14 protein-coding genes are annotated in these 16,812 nt (G+C 63.0%); 7 read left to right on the forward strand and 7 right to left on the reverse strand.

Going from position 1 to position 16,812, the window contains the following annotated elements; translation table 11 throughout:
* Positions 1 to 57: 57 nt before the first annotated feature.
* The 4 genes from P0D68_RS24610 (at position 58) to dinB (ending at position 3,585) form a co-directional block, all read left to right on the forward strand.
* Positions 58 to 633, forward strand: coding sequence for a YceI family protein (locus tag P0D68_RS24610; protein WP_091802508.1), 576 nt, complete (start codon positions 58 to 60; stop codon positions 631 to 633).
* Positions 634 to 679: 46 nt separating this feature from the next.
* Positions 680 to 1,258 carry a YceI family protein gene (locus P0D68_RS24615; RefSeq protein WP_408182027.1) on the forward strand — a complete coding sequence of 193 codons (579 nt, stop codon included), beginning with the start codon at positions 680 to 682 and terminating at the stop codon, positions 1,256 to 1,258.
* A gap of 483 nt (positions 1,259 to 1,741) precedes the next feature.
* Entirely contained in the window at positions 1,742 to 2,347 is a 606-nt protein-coding gene (locus P0D68_RS24620) for a hypothetical protein (RefSeq protein WP_408300914.1), read from the forward strand.
* Positions 2,348 to 2,418: 71 nt separating this feature from the next.
* Positions 2,419 to 3,585 carry a DNA polymerase IV gene (dinB, locus tag P0D68_RS24625; protein WP_408300815.1) on the forward strand — a complete coding sequence of 389 codons (1,167 nt, stop codon included), beginning with the start codon at positions 2,419 to 2,421 and terminating at the stop codon, positions 3,583 to 3,585.
* Here the strand turns inward: dinB and P0D68_RS24630 are convergent.
* The 6 genes from P0D68_RS24630 to P0D68_RS24655 all read right to left on the reverse strand — a co-directional run bounded on the left by P0D68_RS24630 (position 3,552) and on the right by P0D68_RS24655 (position 12,553).
* The gene (locus tag P0D68_RS24630) at positions 3,552 to 5,006 is read right to left on the reverse strand and encodes a heavy metal sensor histidine kinase (protein WP_408182032.1); all 1,455 of its coding nucleotides are present in this window, start codon (positions 5,004 to 5,006) and stop codon (positions 3,552 to 3,554) included. The two genes, dinB and P0D68_RS24630, sit on opposite strands and share 34 nt — an antisense overlap.
* The gene (locus P0D68_RS24635) at positions 5,003 to 5,689 is read right to left on the reverse strand and encodes a heavy metal response regulator transcription factor (protein ID WP_091802526.1); all 687 of its coding nucleotides are present in this window, start codon (positions 5,687 to 5,689) and stop codon (positions 5,003 to 5,005) included. The genes P0D68_RS24630 and P0D68_RS24635 overlap by 4 nt, the downstream gene beginning before the upstream one ends.
* A gap of 76 nt (positions 5,690 to 5,765) precedes the next feature.
* Positions 5,766 to 7,262: an efflux transporter outer membrane subunit gene (locus tag P0D68_RS24640; protein WP_408300818.1), complete on the reverse strand. Its 1,497-nt coding sequence runs from the start codon at positions 7,260 to 7,262 to the stop codon at positions 5,766 to 5,768.
* A complete protein-coding gene (locus P0D68_RS24645) occupies positions 7,259 to 8,482 on the reverse strand; it encodes an efflux RND transporter periplasmic adaptor subunit (RefSeq protein ID WP_408300820.1) in 1,224 nt (407 codons plus the stop codon). The genes P0D68_RS24640 and P0D68_RS24645 overlap by 4 nt, the downstream gene beginning before the upstream one ends.
* A 22-nt stretch (positions 8,483 to 8,504) precedes the next feature.
* Positions 8,505 to 11,744 (reverse strand): efflux RND transporter permease subunit, encoded by a 3,240-nt coding sequence (locus P0D68_RS24650; protein WP_408300822.1) that lies wholly within the window; start codon positions 11,742 to 11,744, stop codon positions 8,505 to 8,507.
* Between the two features lie 374 nt (positions 11,745 to 12,118).
* Positions 12,119 to 12,553 (reverse strand): VOC family protein, encoded by a 435-nt coding sequence (locus P0D68_RS24655; protein WP_408300824.1) that lies wholly within the window; start codon positions 12,551 to 12,553, stop codon positions 12,119 to 12,121.
* Between the two features lie 142 nt (positions 12,554 to 12,695).
* Between P0D68_RS24655 and P0D68_RS24660 the strand changes: the two genes are divergently transcribed.
* The 3 genes from P0D68_RS24660 (at position 12,696) to P0D68_RS24670 (ending at position 14,801) form a co-directional block, all read left to right on the forward strand.
* Positions 12,696 to 13,580 (forward strand): LysR family transcriptional regulator, encoded by an 885-nt coding sequence (locus P0D68_RS24660; protein WP_408300916.1) that lies wholly within the window; start codon positions 12,696 to 12,698, stop codon positions 13,578 to 13,580.
* Positions 13,581 to 13,735: 155 nt separating this feature from the next.
* Positions 13,736 to 14,374, forward strand: a complete 639-nt coding sequence (locus P0D68_RS24665) for a LysE family translocator (protein WP_408300918.1) — start codon at positions 13,736 to 13,738, stop codon at positions 14,372 to 14,374.
* 67 nt (positions 14,375 to 14,441) lie between these two features.
* Positions 14,442 to 14,801, forward strand: coding sequence for a hypothetical protein (locus P0D68_RS24670; RefSeq protein ID WP_408300826.1), 360 nt, complete (start codon positions 14,442 to 14,444; stop codon positions 14,799 to 14,801).
* 43 nt (positions 14,802 to 14,844) lie between these two features.
* Here P0D68_RS24670 and P0D68_RS24675 read toward each other — a convergent pair whose 3' ends face one another.
* Entirely contained in the window at positions 14,845 to 16,542 is a 1,698-nt protein-coding gene (locus P0D68_RS24675) for a SulP family inorganic anion transporter (RefSeq protein WP_091802547.1), read from the reverse strand.
* Positions 16,543 to 16,812: the final 270 nt, after the last annotated feature.

The raw sequence follows: 16,812 nt of genomic DNA on the forward strand, positions 1-16,812 counted from the left end.
TCTAATTCCCAGCGGTGCGCAATCAACGCACGCGGGTTCGATAGGATGCGTACCACCATGAAATCAAACTTTTATCTCTCCGCTCACCGTGTCACGCTCGCCGGCATAACGGCCATCTCGCTGTTCGGCGCGAGCTTCGCGCACGCCGATGTCGACACGAGCAAGAGCACCGTCATTGCCACCACGAAGCAGATGAACGTGCCCGTCGACGGCAAGTTCAGGAAGTTCTCGGCGCAACTGACTTTCGATCCGGCCAAACCGACCGCCGGCAGCGCCAATGTGTCGATCGACACAGGCAGCTACGACCTCGGCGCCGACGACTACAACAAGCAGGCCCAGGGCAAGGAATGGTTCGACAGCGCCGCCTACCCGGCCGCGACCTTCGTCTCCAGCGCGATCGCGCCGGCGGGCGGCAACCAGTACAAGATCACCGGCAAGCTCACCATCAAGGGCAAGTCGCAAACCGTGGTGGTGCCCGTCACCATTGCAAGCCAGGGCGCTACGCAAACCTTCGACGGCGCATTGCCGATCAAGCGCTCGCAATTCGATGTCGGCACCGGCGAATGGAAAGACACCTCCGTGGTCGCCGACGAAGTCGTCATTAAATTTCACCTCGTCGCTTCGAAGAAATAACCCGACACCGAAGCGTCGCCACACTTTCTGAAACCTGGAGAACACCTTGAAGAAACAACTTTTGCTCGCCGCAGGCGCGCTGGCCGCCGCATTGTCCTTTAACGCCATGGCAGCCGACACGTACCAGCTCGACCCGACGCACACCTACCCGAGCTTCGAGACCGACCACTTCGGCGGTATTTCGGTCTGGCGCGGCAAGTTCAAGAAGAGCAGCGGCACCGTGGTGCTGGATCGCGCGGCGAAGACCGGCACGGTGGACGTGACGATCGACATGAGCTCGGTGGATATCGGCAACGACAAGCTCGACGCGGAACTGGTCACGGACAAGTTCTTCGACGCCGCCAAGTATCCGACCGCGACCTACAAGGGCACGCAGATCCGCTTCGACGGCGACAAGCCGGTGGAAGTGATCGGCACGCTGACGATGCACGGCATCACCAAGCCGGTCAATCTGAAGATCGAATCGTTCAAGTGCTTTGTCAACCCGATGCTCAAGCGTGAAGTGTGCGGCACGGAATCGACCGCGACGTTCAATCGCGACGACTTCGGCGTCGACTTCGGCAAGGCCTACGGCTTCAAGATGCAGACCACGCTGCACATCCAGGCCGAAGGCATCAAGCAGTAAACCGCTGCCTTTCAGGCCGGCGTCAGGCGGTTGCGGCAACCGGTCTCTGTACCGGCATGTCGCCGCAACCCGCCCCTACCTGAGTACACCGGCCGGTTCCGTCGCTCAGCCGACCAGTCGCTCACGAGCGAGCGGAACGTATCCTTTTTCGAGTGCCGTGTGCGTGGCGAACGGGTCTTCTGCGGAAGTGATTATCGAAGCGGACGTAACGGTTCGATCACCGAATAGCCCTTGAAAACAGGGCTATTTTTCATATCGCGTGCGATTAAATCGCGTGTTCGGCATGTTTTACGCGTCATAAATTCCTTTTTCTCCGCAACCCAAAACTTGAGCGCGAAGAGCTGCCATAAGTACCCGCTATTCATTCATTTGAACCGCTCGGTTAAACCGTAAAGTCGCCAGCACGGAAATAATCCTTTGTCGGGAGACTGTGCGGTGAAACTGGTAAAAAATGCGGCTGTGGTCGCGGCGTTGGCGGCGACGATGGTGGGAGCAGCACAGGCGCAGGAGATTTATGTTCACGGCGGCTCGCTCGGCGCCGGTGTGGGCGCGGCGCTGCCGCTGACCTCATGGGCGGGCGTGCATGCGGAAGTCGAAGGCTTTGGCCTGTCGCATTCGGTCCACGCCAACGACAACGAATACGACGGTCACCTCAAGCTCTTGCAGGGCGGCCTGTATCTCGACCTGTTCCCGTTCAGCTCCAGCGGTTTTCGCGTCACGGCCGGCGCGCTGATCAACGACGACGAACTGAGCGCCCACGCCGTGCCGAACGCGCAAGGCAACTACAAGATCGGCGACGACTACGTGCCGGCCGTGGCCGCCGCGCCATCGGCCACGGTCACGCTGCCGCGCGTCATGCCCTATCTCGGCATTGGTTACGGCCATAAGCCGGTTTCGAAGGGTTTCGGGCTGACGCTCGATCTCGGCGTCGCCTACGGCCGTCCGCGCACCACCTATAACGTGCCGGCGATCTATTCGATGTTCACCACGCAGGCAAATATCGACGAGCAGGAACGCAAGATCAGCGACAAGGTGGAGCGCTACAAGGTTTATCCGGTGCTGCAGATCGGCGTGAGCTACCGCTTCTGAGCAGTCCTTGCGGCGGCAGAGCAAGGTAGTATTACGGTTTGGCCTTTGTTGTCATCCGTTTTCTCCATCCCATGAGTTCTGCAGGCCGCCACATCGCGCACCTCGACATGGACGCGTTCTACGCGTCCGTCGAACTCTTGCGCTATCCGGAATTGCGCGGCCAGGCGGTGGTGATCGGCGGCGGCCGCAGCGGCGTGCCGCAAACGCTCGAAGACGGCACCCGCCGTTTCGCGAGGCTGCGCGACTACGCGGGCCGTGGCGTGGTGACCACCTCCACTTACGAAGCCCGCGCACTCGGCGTGTTCTCGGCCATGGGCATGATGAAGGCGGCCATGCTCGCGCCGGACGCCATCCTGCTGCCCACCGACTTCGACTCGTATCGCCACTACTCGCGCCTCTTCAAGGCGGCGGTCGCCACCTTCACGGACCGTATCGAAGACCGCGGCATCGACGAAATCTATATCGATCTGACCGACGTGCCGGGCGAGCCGCGCGAGACCGCCGCGCGCATCAAACAGGCGGTCAATCAGGCCACCGGACTCACCTGCTCCATTTGCGTGGCGCCGAACAAGCTGCTGGCGAAGATCGGCTCCGAACTCGATAAACCCAACGGACTCACGATCCTCACGCCGGCCGATGTGCCGCTGCGCGTGTGGCCGCTCGCCGTGCGCAAGGTCAACGGCATCGGGCCGAAGGCCGCGGAAAAGCTGACCGCGCTCGGTCTCGCCACGGTCGGCGATCTGGCGGCGGCAGATGCGGGACTGTTGCAGGACCACTTTGGGCGCAGCTACTCGGCGTGGCTCATGCAGGTCGCGCAGGGCCAGGACGAGCGGCCGGTGGTGGTCGAATCGGAGCCCAAGTCGATGAGCCGCGAAACGACCTTCGAGCGCGATCTGCATCCTCGTCACGACCGCCCGGCGTTGTCGAGCTCGTTTACCCGCTTGTGCGTGCGGGTGGCGGAAGATCTGGTGCGCAAAGGCTACGTGGGTCGCACGGTGGGTATCAAGCTGCGTTACGACGATTTCCGCACCGTCACGCGCGATCTGACGCTGGATGCGCCGACCGCCGACGCCGCCGAGATCCGCCGCGCCGCAACCGAATGCCTGCGCAGAGTGGAATTGAACCGCAAGCTGCGGCTGCTCGGTGTGCGCGTAAGCGCCTTGAGCCCGGCCAACGCGCTGCCGCCGCAAAGGCGGCTGCCGGTTCAGGCCGACTTGCCCTTTACCAGCGACGAATAATCCGCCGACCCGGCCGCAGCGCTTGCGTTCGCCCGCACCGGCCGCATGCCGGCTTCGACCGGCAGCGCCGCGACCGAGAACGCAAAGGTGTTGATGCCGTGCGCGCTCTGCGCCGACACCGTACCGCGATGCATCTCCGCAATCGCTTTCACGATCGCGAGACCCAGCCCGTGGTTTTCGCGGCTATTGGTGCGCGAGACCTCCGCGCGATAAAAACGGTCGAACAGATGTTCGAGCACGTCCGGCGAAATCGGTGCACCGGGGTTGGCCACCGCGACGCGCACCTGATCCTCTTCATTCACGATCGTCACGTTGATCTCCGCGCCGGGCTCGCAATGCTGGATGGCGTTCATCAACAGGTTCGTGCAGGCGCGGCCGAACAGCGAGCGGTTCACGCGCGCCACGGCGTCACCGCGCAATTGCGCATGCACTCGCGCTTCTTCGAGCGGAATCTCGAGAAACTCCAGCGTGTGTGCGACTTCCGCGGCCAGCGACACTTCGACCAGACCAGTTGCCCGCTCGCCCTGATCGGCGCGGGCGAGGAACAGCATGTCGTTGATGATCGCGCGCATGCGCTCGAATTCTTCGAGGTTCGATTGCAACGTATGGCGCAGATCGTCGACGGAACGATTGCGTGTCAGCGCCACTTCCGTCTGGCCGATCAGAATCGTCACCGGCGTGCGCAGTTCGTGAGCCACGTCCGCATTGAACGATTCGAGGCGGCCGTAGGCGCCGTCCAGCCGCTCGAGCGCGCCGTTGAAGGAATTCGCCAGGTCGCTCAATTCGAGCGGCAGCGCGGCCGTGTTCAGACGCTGCGAGCGATTGTTCGGGCTGACGGCGGACGCGTCGCGCGTGAGACGCGTGAGCGGCGCGAGACCGAGCCGGGTGACGGAGTAGCTGAGCAATAGGACAGCAAGACTGCCAAGCGCCGACAGCGCGGCGAGTGCCGAGCCGAACACGCGCATGGTGCGCACGTTGGGCGAGTAGCTCGCGGCCACCTGCAATTGAACCGGCGGACGCGCGCCGTAGGCCGGGATCGTCACCGTGGAGGTGAGCATGTCCTGACCGCCGCCGGCCGGCGTCACGCGCGTATAGCCGCCCGGCCAGCTCGTCACCACCGGACCGTCCACCAGCTTGCCGTAATGGAAATAAGGATCGGTGCTCGACACCGCATAGACGGTGCTGCCGTCGTGCGGCGTCATGTCAGTGAGTTTTTCGCGCGCCATGCGCCATTTTTCCGGCGTGACCGCGTGATAGACAATGATGCGTGCAATCTGCGTGCGATCGTCGAGCGACTCGCGCAGATGATGTTCGAGCTGCGTGCGCAGCACCAGAAAGAGCCCCGTGCCGACCAGCGTGAACACGAACAGTGCGACGAACGCGAACATCATGGCGAGGCGCCGGGCGATCGAACGGTTCATGACTGCTCCGCCTCCTCGCGCACTTCGAGCACGTACCCCATGCCGCGCACGGTGTGCAGCAGCTTGGAGGAAAACGGGCCGTCGAGTTTGGCGCGTAATCGTTTGATCGCGGTTTCGACCACGTTCGTATGGCTGTCGAAATTGACGTCCCAGACGAGTTCGGTAATCGCGGTCTTCGAGAGTATGTCGCCTTGCCGGCGCGCCAGCACGCTGAGTAACTGGAATTCCTTGGCGGTCAGGTCGAGGCGCACGCCGTCGCGGGTCGCGCGCCGGCCGATCAGATCGACGAACAGATCGCCCACGGAAATCAGCGTGGATTCCTGCGAACGGGTGCGCCGCGCCAGCGCGTGCAACCGTTCGACCAGTTCGAGAAACGAAAAGGGTTTGGTGAGGTAGTCGTCCGCGCCTTCGCGCAAGCCGCGCACGCGGTCGTTCACATGGTCGCGTGCGGTGAGCATGATGACCGGCGTCGATTTGCGCATGCGCAGTGCCTTCAGCACGCTGAAGCCGTCGCGTTTGGGCAGCATCACGTCGAGGACGATCACGTCGTAATCGAATTCGGTGGCCAGATGCATGCCTTCCTCGCCGTCGAGTGCGACGTCGACGACCCAGCCCTGCTCTGTCAAACCGGAGCGCAGGTAGTCCACCACCTTGTGCTCGTCTTCAACAATCAGCAATTTCATGCGCGTCCCCTTGTCTATGCATTATACGAAACGCCTCGCCGCTCCCCTGCGTCCGCGCCATTCATGATCCATCGGCTCACCGCGCGGGAGCCATTGCCTCCTTCGTGTCGCCGGGCTGCGTGTTCTTCGGCATGTCCGCCATATCCGCGCCGACGTCCCAGCCACCGCCGAGCGCCTTCACGAGCGATACCGACAGCGTCATCTGCTGGCCGTGAATCTGCACGTCCTGGCGCTCGCTGGTCAAGAGCGACTGCTGCGCCGTAATGACGTCGAGGTAAGCGACGAGGCCGCCCGAATAGCGGTCGTTGGCGAGCGCCAGCAGATGCTGCGCGTCGGTCACGGCCTCGCGCGACTGCCTGGCCGCGCCGTCCAGCACGGAGAGTCCGGTGATGCCGTCCTGCACCTGCTGGAACGCGGTGAGCACGGTCTGGCGGTAGTTCGCCTCGGTGGCCTTGTAGCCTTCGCTCGCGAACTGCACGTTGGCCGCGCGGCGGCCGCCGTCGAACAGCACCTGGCCGACCGCCGCGCCGAGCGTCCACATCAGCGTGGGCGCGCTCAGCAAGCTGGCGAACTGCGTGCTTTCCCAGCCAATGCTCGGTGTCAGCGTCAGACTCGGGAAGAACGCCGCCTTGGCGACGCCGATCTGCGCATTCGCCGCCGCCATCGCGCGCTCCGCCGAGGCTATATCGGGCCGCCGTTGCAGCACGTCGCTCGGCACGCCGAGCGGAATCGACGGCACCTGGACATCGACCACTTTGGGTGCGATCGAGAACTGCGGCGCGGGCACGCCGACCAGCGCGGCAATCGCATGTTCGAACTGCGCACGCTGATTCAGGAGCAGTTGCGCCTGCACGCGTGTCGAGTCGAGCAGCGACTTCTGTTGCAGCACGTCGAGTCCCGACACCGAACCGAGATCGTGTTCCGTCGTGACGTAGTCGAGCGCCTTCTGTTGCAGTTTCACCGATTGATTCAGCACGTCGATCTCGGCGTCGAGTTCGCGCAGCGAGAAATAGTCGGTGGCGAGATCCGTGGTGAGAACGAGGCGCGCATTGGCGAGGTCGTCCGCCGATTGCTGTGCGGATGCCACCGAGCCTTCCACTTCACGCCGTATCCTGCCGAATAGATCGGTGTCGTAGTTGATGGTGGGGCCGAGCTGCACGTTGTTCTGCACGGTCGACGTGGTGGGCGTACCGTAATTGGTCCGCGGGCGATCCTGCGAAATCCGGAAACGCGATGCCTGTGCCGCCAGATCGACTTCAGGAATCTGCTGCGCGCGGGTGTTCGCCAGCGTCGCCCTGGCTTGCTCATAGTGCGCGCTGGCCGCCACCAGCGTCTGATTCTGCGCGAGCGCCTGGGTTTCCAGCGTGGCAAGCGTCGGATCGTTGAACGCACTCCACCAGTCCGGCGAAATCGGCGCATGCGACGGCACGGCCACGCGCCAGTACGAATCGGTTTGCCAGGTAGGCGGCACCTCGGCCTGCGGCCGCTGATAGTTGGGCCCGACCGTGCACGCGGCCAGCAACGCCGTGCCCGCGAGCGTCGTTATCGCACGCCCTGTGGCCACGCGCTTCACGACGCCCCCTTGCCGTTGGCCCGCGGCGGCTGGATCTGCACGTGATCGCCGTCCGCGATCGAATCGCTCGGGTTGATGATGACCTTGTCGTTGGCCTCGATCCCGCTTTCTATTTCGAGCGACTGTCCGAGGTCTTGCGCAATCACGATCTTATGCAACTGCACGTTGCCGTTCGCATCGACCACCGCGACGCGCGGGCCTTCGGCGCGGAACAGCAGCGCGTTGCCCGGCACCATCAATTGTGCGTGGGCGACGGAAGGCACCGCGACCTGCACGTAGGCGCCCGGGCGCAGCTTGTCGTCGGGATTCGGCAGCGTCACTTCGACCTGCAACGAACGGGTGGGCACGTCGATCGCGCCGGACATGTGCGTGATGGTGCCGTGGAATTGCTGGCCCGGCAGTTCCGCCTGCGTCACCACCACCTTCTGTCCCACCGACACGTTTTGCGCGTACGCCTGCGGCAATTGCACATAGACACGCAGCGGGTCCGACTGCGCAAGCGCGAAGAGCGCGCGGCTCGTGCCGCTGCCCGCGTCGATCAGGTCGCCGACATCCACATTGCGCTGCGTGACGACACCCGCGAACGGCGCAACGATGCGCTTGAACGATTCGAGCTGCTGCAGGCGCTTGACGTTGGCGTCGGCAGCGGCCAGGTTGGCGACGTCCTGCGCATACGTGCTCTGCCGTTCGTCGAGCTCCTGTTGCGAGACCGCGTCGCGCTGGCGCAATTGCTGCCAGCGGTCCAGCGAGCTTTTGGCGAGGCCGAGGCTCGAACTGGTTTGCTGACGCTGCGCCAAAGCCTGCGCGAGTTCCTGATCGATTTCCGGCGTATCCAGATCGGCGAGCAGTTGGCCCTGCTTCACGCGCGTGCCGATATCGGCGTACCAGTGCAGCAGATAACCCGTGGAGCGCGCATAGATCGGCGCTTCGACATAGCCGCGCAGCGTACCCGGTAGCAGCGTATTGCCGCCGCCTTCGGTCTGGGTCGGGCTCACCACGTTCACGTACTGCGTGGCGTTCTGCTTCGTGGTCTCCGCCACCGAACGGTTCTGCATCACGTTCGCGATCACGGTGCGCAACGCCCCGACGGCGAGCAGCGCCAGCACGATCCAGACAGCGATTTTGGCGCGCTTCCATTCGCGATGGCGCGGCGGCAAGGCGTGGCCGCCTTCGGTCTCTCGCGAGGGAATCGCTAGCGATGCATGAGTTTTTTCGGTCATCTCAGTCAGCCGTCAATTAACTTTACGCGGGCTTGCCGGCGCCGCCGTGGTCCGGCGTCGGGCCATCGTGGCCATCGCCGTGGGAGTCTGCGTGGTTCGCGCCGCCGTCGTCGCCATCGTCACGGTGGCGGCGTGCGAGCCGCGTGTGAATGGCCGCGAACACGAGCGGCACGAAAAACAGCGTGGACACCGTGGCAAACAGCAATCCGCCGATCACCGCGCGGCCGAGCGGCGCATTCTGCTCGGCGCCTTCGCCGAGACCGAGCGCCATCGGAATCATGCCGATGATCATCGCGAACGCGGTCATCAGCACCGGCCTGATCCGGCTCGCACCGGCTTCGAGCGCGGCGGTCAACGGCGGTGCGCCGGCGGAAAGCCGTTGGCGCGCGAACGACACCATCAGAATACTGTTGGCGGTAGCCACGCCCATCGTCATGATCGCGCCGGTCAAGGCCGGCACGCTTAGATGCGTGCCCGTCAGGAACAGCATCCACACAATACCCGCGAGCGCCGCGGGCAACGCGCTGACGATAATCAGCGGATCGACCCACGACTGGAAATTCACCACGATCAACAGGTACACCAGCACGATCGCCATCGCCACGCCGAGTCCCAGCCCGAAGAACGAACTGCGCATGGTCTGCACCTGGCCGCGCACGGTAATCTGACTGCCGCGCGGCAGCGACGCGCGCATGTTGTTCACGAGCTGGTCGACCTGATTCGCCACGCTGCCCAGGTCGCGCTTCTCGACGCTCACATACAGATCGATCACCGGCTTGATGTTGTAGTGGGTGACTTCCGCGAACTGATTTTGCGGCGAGACTCGCACCAGGTTGCCAAGCAACTGCGTCGGCCCGTCGGCCGAACCCGACACCGGCGTGCGCAACAGTTCATCGATCGACGACACCTGATACTGCGGCGTCTGCACCGCCACGTTGTATTCCACACCATTCTTGTTGTTGAACCAGAAACCCGGCGAGGTCTGCGAACTGCCCGACAAGGAAATGAGCACGTTCTGCGCCACGTTGCTCGCGCTCAGATTGAGCTGCTGCAAACGCGTGCGATCCATCTGAAGGTTGATCGCCGGTTCATCCAGCTTCTGCTGAATGTGGGTATCCACCGTGCCGGGAATCAGGCGCACCTGTTTCAGCAGCTTGCGCGCGACGTCGAAGTTGCCCTCCTGATTCGCGCCGGAAATCTGCACGTCCACGGCGGCGGGCAAGCCGAAGTTGAGAATCTGCGTGACGATGTCGGCCGGTTGAAAGAAGAACTCGACGCCCGGAAATCGCTGCGGCAAGATCGCGCGCAGTTTGTCCATGTAGATTTGCGACGGCTTGTGGTCTTCATTGAGCGCCACCTGGATCTCGCCGTCGAGCGTGCCGATCGTGCCCGCATTGCTATATGAAAGGTTGATGCCGCTATAAGGCAAACCGAGGTTGTCGAGAATCGTGCCGAGTTCTTTCGCGGGCACTACCTCGCGGATCACATTTTCGACCTGGTCGGCCAGACGCGCGGTTTCCTCGATGCGGGTACCGGTCGGCGCACGCATGTGCAGGCGAATGTCGCCAGCATCCACACTCGGGAAAAAGTCTTCGCCGAGCACGAAAATCAGGCCCATCGACACGACGCAAAAACCGAGAAACACGCTGCCGAACACACCACGGCGCACCAGCACACTGCTGAGTATCATGATGTAGCCGGCGCGCATGCGCTCGAAACCGCGATCGAAGCGGTGATAGATGCGCATGAACGGATTCGGTTTCGCGCCCTCTTTCGGCTTGTGCGCGTGCCCCATCAACAGCATCGCCAGGGTCGGCACCAGCGTACGCGACAGAACGTACGACGCCAGCATGGCGAACACCACGGCCTCGGCGAGCGGCACGAAGAGATACCGCGCCACGCCGGTCAGGAAGAACATCGGCACGAACACGATACAGATACACAATGTCGACACCAGCGCCGGAATCGCGATTTCTCCCGCGCCATCCAGAATCGCATCGTGCAGATTCGTGCCCATATGCAAGTGCCGTTCGATGTTCTCGATCGTCACCGTGGCATCGTCCACCAGAATCCCGACCGCCAATGCCAAACCGCCGAGCGTCATGATGTTGATCGTCTGCCCGAGCGCGTGCAATGCGATCAGCGAGGACAGAATGGACAGCGGAATCGAGATCGCGATGATGCAGGTGCTGCGCCAGTTGCCGAGAAACAGCAGGATCATTGCCGCGGTCAGCGCGGCGGCGACCAGCGCCTCGCGCACCACACCCTGCACGGCCGCTTTCACGAACACCGATTGATCGAATAGCGGCGTGATCTTCAGGTCCGGCGGCAGTGCCGCCTCAGCCCCCGGCAGCAGGCCACGCAGCGTGTTGACGATCGAGAGCGTCGACGCACTGCCGTTCTTGAGCACCGACATCAGCACGCCGCGATGGCCGTCCTGCCGCACGATATTGGTCTGCGGCGAGAAGCCGTCGCGCACGTGCGCGACTTCCCGCAGATACGTCGTGGCGCCGTTGAGCGTGCGCACCGGAATATCGTTGAGCCCTTCCACCGTAGCGGGCGAGCCATTCATGTTGATCGTGTATTCCTTCGTTCCGATCTTCGCCGTGCCGGTCGGCAGAATCAGGTTTTGCGCGTTGAACGCGCTGACCACGTCGGATGGCGTCAGGCCTTTGGCAAGCAATGCGCGCGTGTTCAGATCGACCGAGATCAGCCGCGATTTGCCGCCGTAGGGGTACGGCACGGCCGCGCCCGGAATCGTCACGAGTTGCGGGCGCAGAAAGTTCAGCGCCGTATCGTTGAGCGCCTGCTCCGAGAGCTTTGGGCTCGACAGGCCGAGCTGGATCACCGGAATACTGGAGGCCGAGTAGCTGATCACCAATGGCGGCGTGGCGCCGGGCGGCATCTGCTTGAGCTGCGCCTGTTCGACGGCCACCGTCTGCGCGATCGCGGTCTGGATGTTCGCCGTCGGCTGCAGGAAAACCTTCAGAATCGTAATGCCCGCGAGCGATTGAGACTCGATGTGTTCGATGTCGTTGACCGTGGTGGTCAGACTGCGCTCGTTCACCGACGTAATGCGGTTGGCCATGTCTTCGGCCGACAAGCCCGTGTAGGTCCAGATGATACTGACCACCGGAATATTGATTTCCGGCAGCACATCGACCGGCGTGGTGAACAGCACGAATGGCGTCGCCAGCAAGATCAGAATGGCCATCACGATGAACGTGTATGGCCGTTTAAGCGCAACGTTGACGATCCACATTGAAACGTGCCCGAGAGAATGCAGGTAAGGGATGGGTGAATCTGCGCCTATGCTAGATCGATAGCACCAACGCCTGCATGGCGCGAAAATGGCGGAATTGTCAGGAAGGCTAATGTAAGAAAATGGGGCGCTTGAGACGGGACGCAGTTTGCTGACAAGCAAACGTTTGATACCCAAAGATAGGCGAGATTGATGCGCGCTTGACGCGATGCTCCGCGCCGGCATCGCGGAACATCGCACAGATTGATTTGCGCAAAGCAAATACTTCACGCTTGTTGAAAGCTTAGTCGATCACTGTCCACTTGCCATTTCGCCGGCACTTTCAGCAGTGCCGGTTCTGGCGATCAGTTCGGCTTTAGCGTGAATGGCCTGCATTACCTGGCGAACAACGACGACATATCCGCAAACGCCTTGAACTCCAGCGCATTGCCCGACGGATCGAGGAAGAACATGGTGGCCTGCTCGCCTACTTCGCCCTTGAAACGCACGTGCGGCTCGATGATGAAGTCGATGCCCGCTTTCTGCAGTTTGTCCGCCGCAGCCTGCCACTGCGCCATCGAGAGCACCGCGCCGAAGTGACGGACCGGCACGGCGTCGCCATCAACCTTGCTGGTCTGACGGTGGCCGACTTCTTCAGGCGCGAGATGAGCGACGATCTGATGGCCGTAGAAATTGAAATCGACCCATGCGTCCGAGCTGCGCCCTTCCGGACAGCCCAGCAGGTCGCCATAAAACTCGCGCGCGGCGGCAAGGCTATGAACAGGGAACGCCAGATGAAACGGCGGCAAGGCGGTGTCGGCAACGCTCATGATGGGAAACTCGCTGATTGGAATTGGGTTGAACGTGCCGGCGCTCCACGCCACACGTGTAAGGCCAAGTTTAACCATGACTAATAATGGTGAAAAACGATATATATTGGACCTGACCCACACCAAAATCGATCAATCGATCATGCTGAGCGAACTCAAGACCTTTATCGCCGTGAGTCAGTACGGCACGTTTTCCGGCGCCGGCGCGCGGATCGGCCTGACGCAATCCGCCGTGAGCGCGCAGATGCAGCGGCTCGAACAGGAACTCGGCTTTGCGCTATTCGACCGTACCGGCCGCTCCGCCACGCTCAACGACGCCGGCCGCGAAACGCTCGCGCTCGCCGAGGAAATGATGACGCTATACGCCCGGCTCTCCGAACGCGGCGCGGGCGCGGCGGAAAGCGGCATGCTACGGGTGGGCGCCATTGCTTCCGCGCAAGTGTCGTTTCTCGCCGATGCGCTAACGCGTTTTCGCGAAGACCGGCCCGGTTGGCGAATTCGCGTCGTGCCGGGCGTGTCGCTGGGCTTGCTGGGCCAAGTGGATTCCGGCGAACTGGATCTGGCCGTCATTATCAAACCGCCCTTCGCGCTGCCGTCCGAACTCGAATGGCGCACGCTCGTCACCGAACCGTTCGTGCTGCTCGTGCCCAAGACGCTCGTGCGCGGCAAGGGCCACGCCCGATCGTGGCGCGAGCTGTTGCGCAGCGAGCCGTTTATCCGCTACGACCGCACGTCGTTCGGCGGCAGACTGGTCGACCGGTTCCTGCGGCGCTCGCGGCTGAACGTACACGATGTGATCGAACTGGATGAGTTACAGGGGATCGTGCAACTGGTCGCGCGCGGCATCGGCGTGGCGCTGATTCCGGATAGCGCGGGACTCGGCAACTGGCCCGCCAACGTCGCCGCGCTCGAACTCGGCGAGGCGACGTTTCACCGTGAGATCGGACTCGTGCAGCGTCCACGGCATAGCCGGCAGGCGGTGGCAGGCGCGCTCGCCGATTGCATCGGCATGGCGGCAAAAGCGTGAAGCGCTGCGCGTACGCATGATTGTGCCGTTGCGGGAGCGGTCAACTGTATCTGTGAGACTCGTGCGGCCCCATGCAGAATCCTCATTCGCGTGACGCTTACCGCTTTCCGCCCGTGTGCGCGCCGCACGGTTTGCCCGCCGCCGAGGTTCAGCCCATGACCGCCAGCCCCTTCCTCACCGCCGATGTCCTGATTGCCTACAGTGCGTACTTCGTCGGCACGGCAAGTCCCGGACCGAGCAATCTCGCCATCATGTCGCTCGCCATGAGCGCGGGCCGCCGATCCGCCTTGACCTTCGCGCTCGGCGTGGTGTCGGGGTCGTTCTTCTGGGCGCTGCTGGCGTCACTGGGTTTGTCCGCGGTGCTCGCCACGTACTCGGAGTGCCTGGTGGCGATCAAGGTCGCTGGCGGACTGTATCTGCTGTGGCTCGGTTTCAAATCCGCACGCTCGGCCTTGCGCGCCGAGGCATTGCCCAGCGCCACGACACGGCAGGACGCAACGCTCAAGCGCCTGTATCTGCGCGGGCTGCTGCTCCATCTCACCAATCCGAAAGCGATTCTCGTCTGGCTGTCGATCGTTTCGCTGGCCATGTCGTCCGCGAGCGGTACGTCGCACACCGCGCCGGTCGTGCTCGGTTGCATGTGCATCGGCGTATCGGTGTTCAGCAGTTATGCGGTGCTGTTTTCAACCGTTTCCGCGCGGCGCATCTATGTGGCGATCCGGCGCTGGCTCGACGGCTCGCTCGCGATCATGTTCGGAATCGCCGGCATCAAGATGCTGACTTCGAAAAGCTGAGCGCTTCGAGACGTCCACCGCTCTGCGATACTGTCGCCGTGACGACTGAAGCGGATAAGCGAACACGATGAGCGGCGGTAATGAAGAGAACCCGGCAACGCAGCGCCCGCCGCGGCAGAAGCGGTTCTATCTCGCGGGCATGGTCGCGCTCGCGGCCGGCGTGATCGCGGCGGCGATCATCTATGCGGCGGCACCAGCGCCGGACAGCGCCGTCTCCATGTACAGCATGGCCGATCCACGCTATCAGATCGAATTGCAGCGCATCGGCGGCAATGCGGCGGTGCTGATGGCGCAATTTCATCAATGGTTCGACGGGCTTTGGCACGGCACGGCGCTCGCTTATACGGTGGCCGTGCTAGGCATCGCCATCGCGGGCATGTGTTTCTTTATCGGCCATTTCTTCGCTGACGAAGAACCGCCACGCTAAAGCCATCACAGCTCGCCGCGAGCATGCGCTTGCGTGACCTCGTCTACCTGCCGGCCGGGCTCACTACGCCGGCCGCGCGCAGCGCCTCGTGCAAGGTGTTGAAAATACAGCTTGCATCGATAATCGGCGTAATGCCGTGCCGGTCCATATCCGAGCGCAAATATTGGTTCACGCGCGCGAAGAAAACCTCGATGCCCTGGCGCTTCAACGTCGCGCACAACTCGCCGACCGAGCGCGCCGCCGAATAGTCGAGGTCGGTGATCGCGCTCGCGTCGATCACGAAACAACGCACTTTGCTGGGCGCCTCGTCGATCAGGCGGCGGGCGTCGTCGACGAAAAAGTGGTCGTTCGCGTAAAACAGATCGGCGCCGAAGCGATAGACGATCAGGCCCGTCGCGGTCTGCATGCCGGGCACGGCAGGCTCCGGAACCCAGACGCCGTTGTCGCCGGGAACGAGAATCATCGTGTGCGGACGGTAGCTGTGCCGCACGTGACGCAGCAGCGAGAGCGCCACCGCGACCAGGATACCGTGCTCGACGCCGATCAGCACCACCGCCGCCGCCGTGAACACGGCCAGCGCGAATTCACCCGGGCTTTCGCGGCGAATCGCAAACAACGTCTTCAGATTGATCAGACCGATGGCGATCGTAAACACGATGCTGGCGAGAATGCAGTGCGGCAGATACTGCAGGAATCGGCTGAAAAACAGCAGCACCGCGACCACCACCGCCGCGAACACGAGCTGCGCAAACTGGCTGCGCGTGCCGGCGAGATCCGCCATGGCGGTTTGCGTGGGGCTGCCGTTCACCACGAACGCGCCTGAAAACGCCGCCGCCGCGTTGGCCGCGGCGATGCCCAGCAGATCGGCATTCGTGTCGACCGATTCGTGATAACGCTCGGCGAACACGCGACTCGCGGCAGCGCTTTGCGCGACGATCATCACGAAGCAGGACGCCGCGACGGGCAGAAGATCGAGCGCCTGCTGCCATGTCACCGACGGCATGCGCAGCGCCGGCAGCCCACCCGCCACCGGGCCGAGTACGGCGATACCGTGAGCCGAAAAACCGTAGAGATTGCTTGCGGCGATACCCGCCACCACCGCGATCAACGGCACCGGCACGCGTGGCTGAATGCGCTTGAACGTCAGAATGGCGCCGACCACCAGCAGCGAAATGGCGAGTGTCGGTGGATGGATTTGCGCTGCTCCGTGCACCACCAGCATCAGCTGATCGACGCTGCGCGAGGCGCGGCCGGGCACGCCGGACATGTCGCCCAGCATGCTGATACCGACCTGCACACCGACTCCGGCGAGAAACCCCACCAGCACGGTGCGCGACAGGAAGTCAGCCAGAAAGCCCAGTTTGAAAATGCGCGCGACGAACAGCAATGCCGCGGTCAGCAAGGCAACCATCGCGGCAAGCGCGGCATAGTCGGCGCTGGAAGGCGGCGCCATGGTGGAAAGCCTGCTCGCGAAAATGGTGGCGGTGGCGGAGTCGGCGGCCACGACGAGGTGCCGCGAGGCGCCGAAGAAGGCAAAGGCGATGAGTGGCAGAAAGACCGTGTAGAGGCCCGTCACGGCCGGCATGCCGGCAATGCGCGCGTAGCCCAGCACTTGCGGAATATCCATCGACGCAAGCTGCACACCGGCGAGCGCATCGCGCGCCGCCGCAGCACGGTTCAGGGGAAGGACGCCCTTCAGCACGCTAACGCGCGCCGTGACATTCGCCAGAAAATCTCGCATACGCGATACTGCCCTAATCTTGGGTTATCGCGCATCGTGCCGCGACTCGGCACTCAAAGGCAAGACTTGTCGCGAGATCGGCTCAACAAAACCGCACTCCCCAGCACGCTGCTCAGCGGTGCCGCAGGAAACATCCGACCAGCGGATTCAACGCTTGAATTGTCCCGTCACCGGATCGACGTGCCGCGCGAAACCAATTAACGCGGCGATGCCGATCGGGCAGGCAATGAAGAACACGGCCAACATCTCACACCCCGTAACAAAATGTTA

Origin of the sequence: Paraburkholderia sp. RL17-380-BIE-A (assembly GCF_046028085.1) — a bacterium.
Classification (GTDB): Bacteria; Pseudomonadota; Gammaproteobacteria; order Burkholderiales; family Burkholderiaceae; genus Paraburkholderia.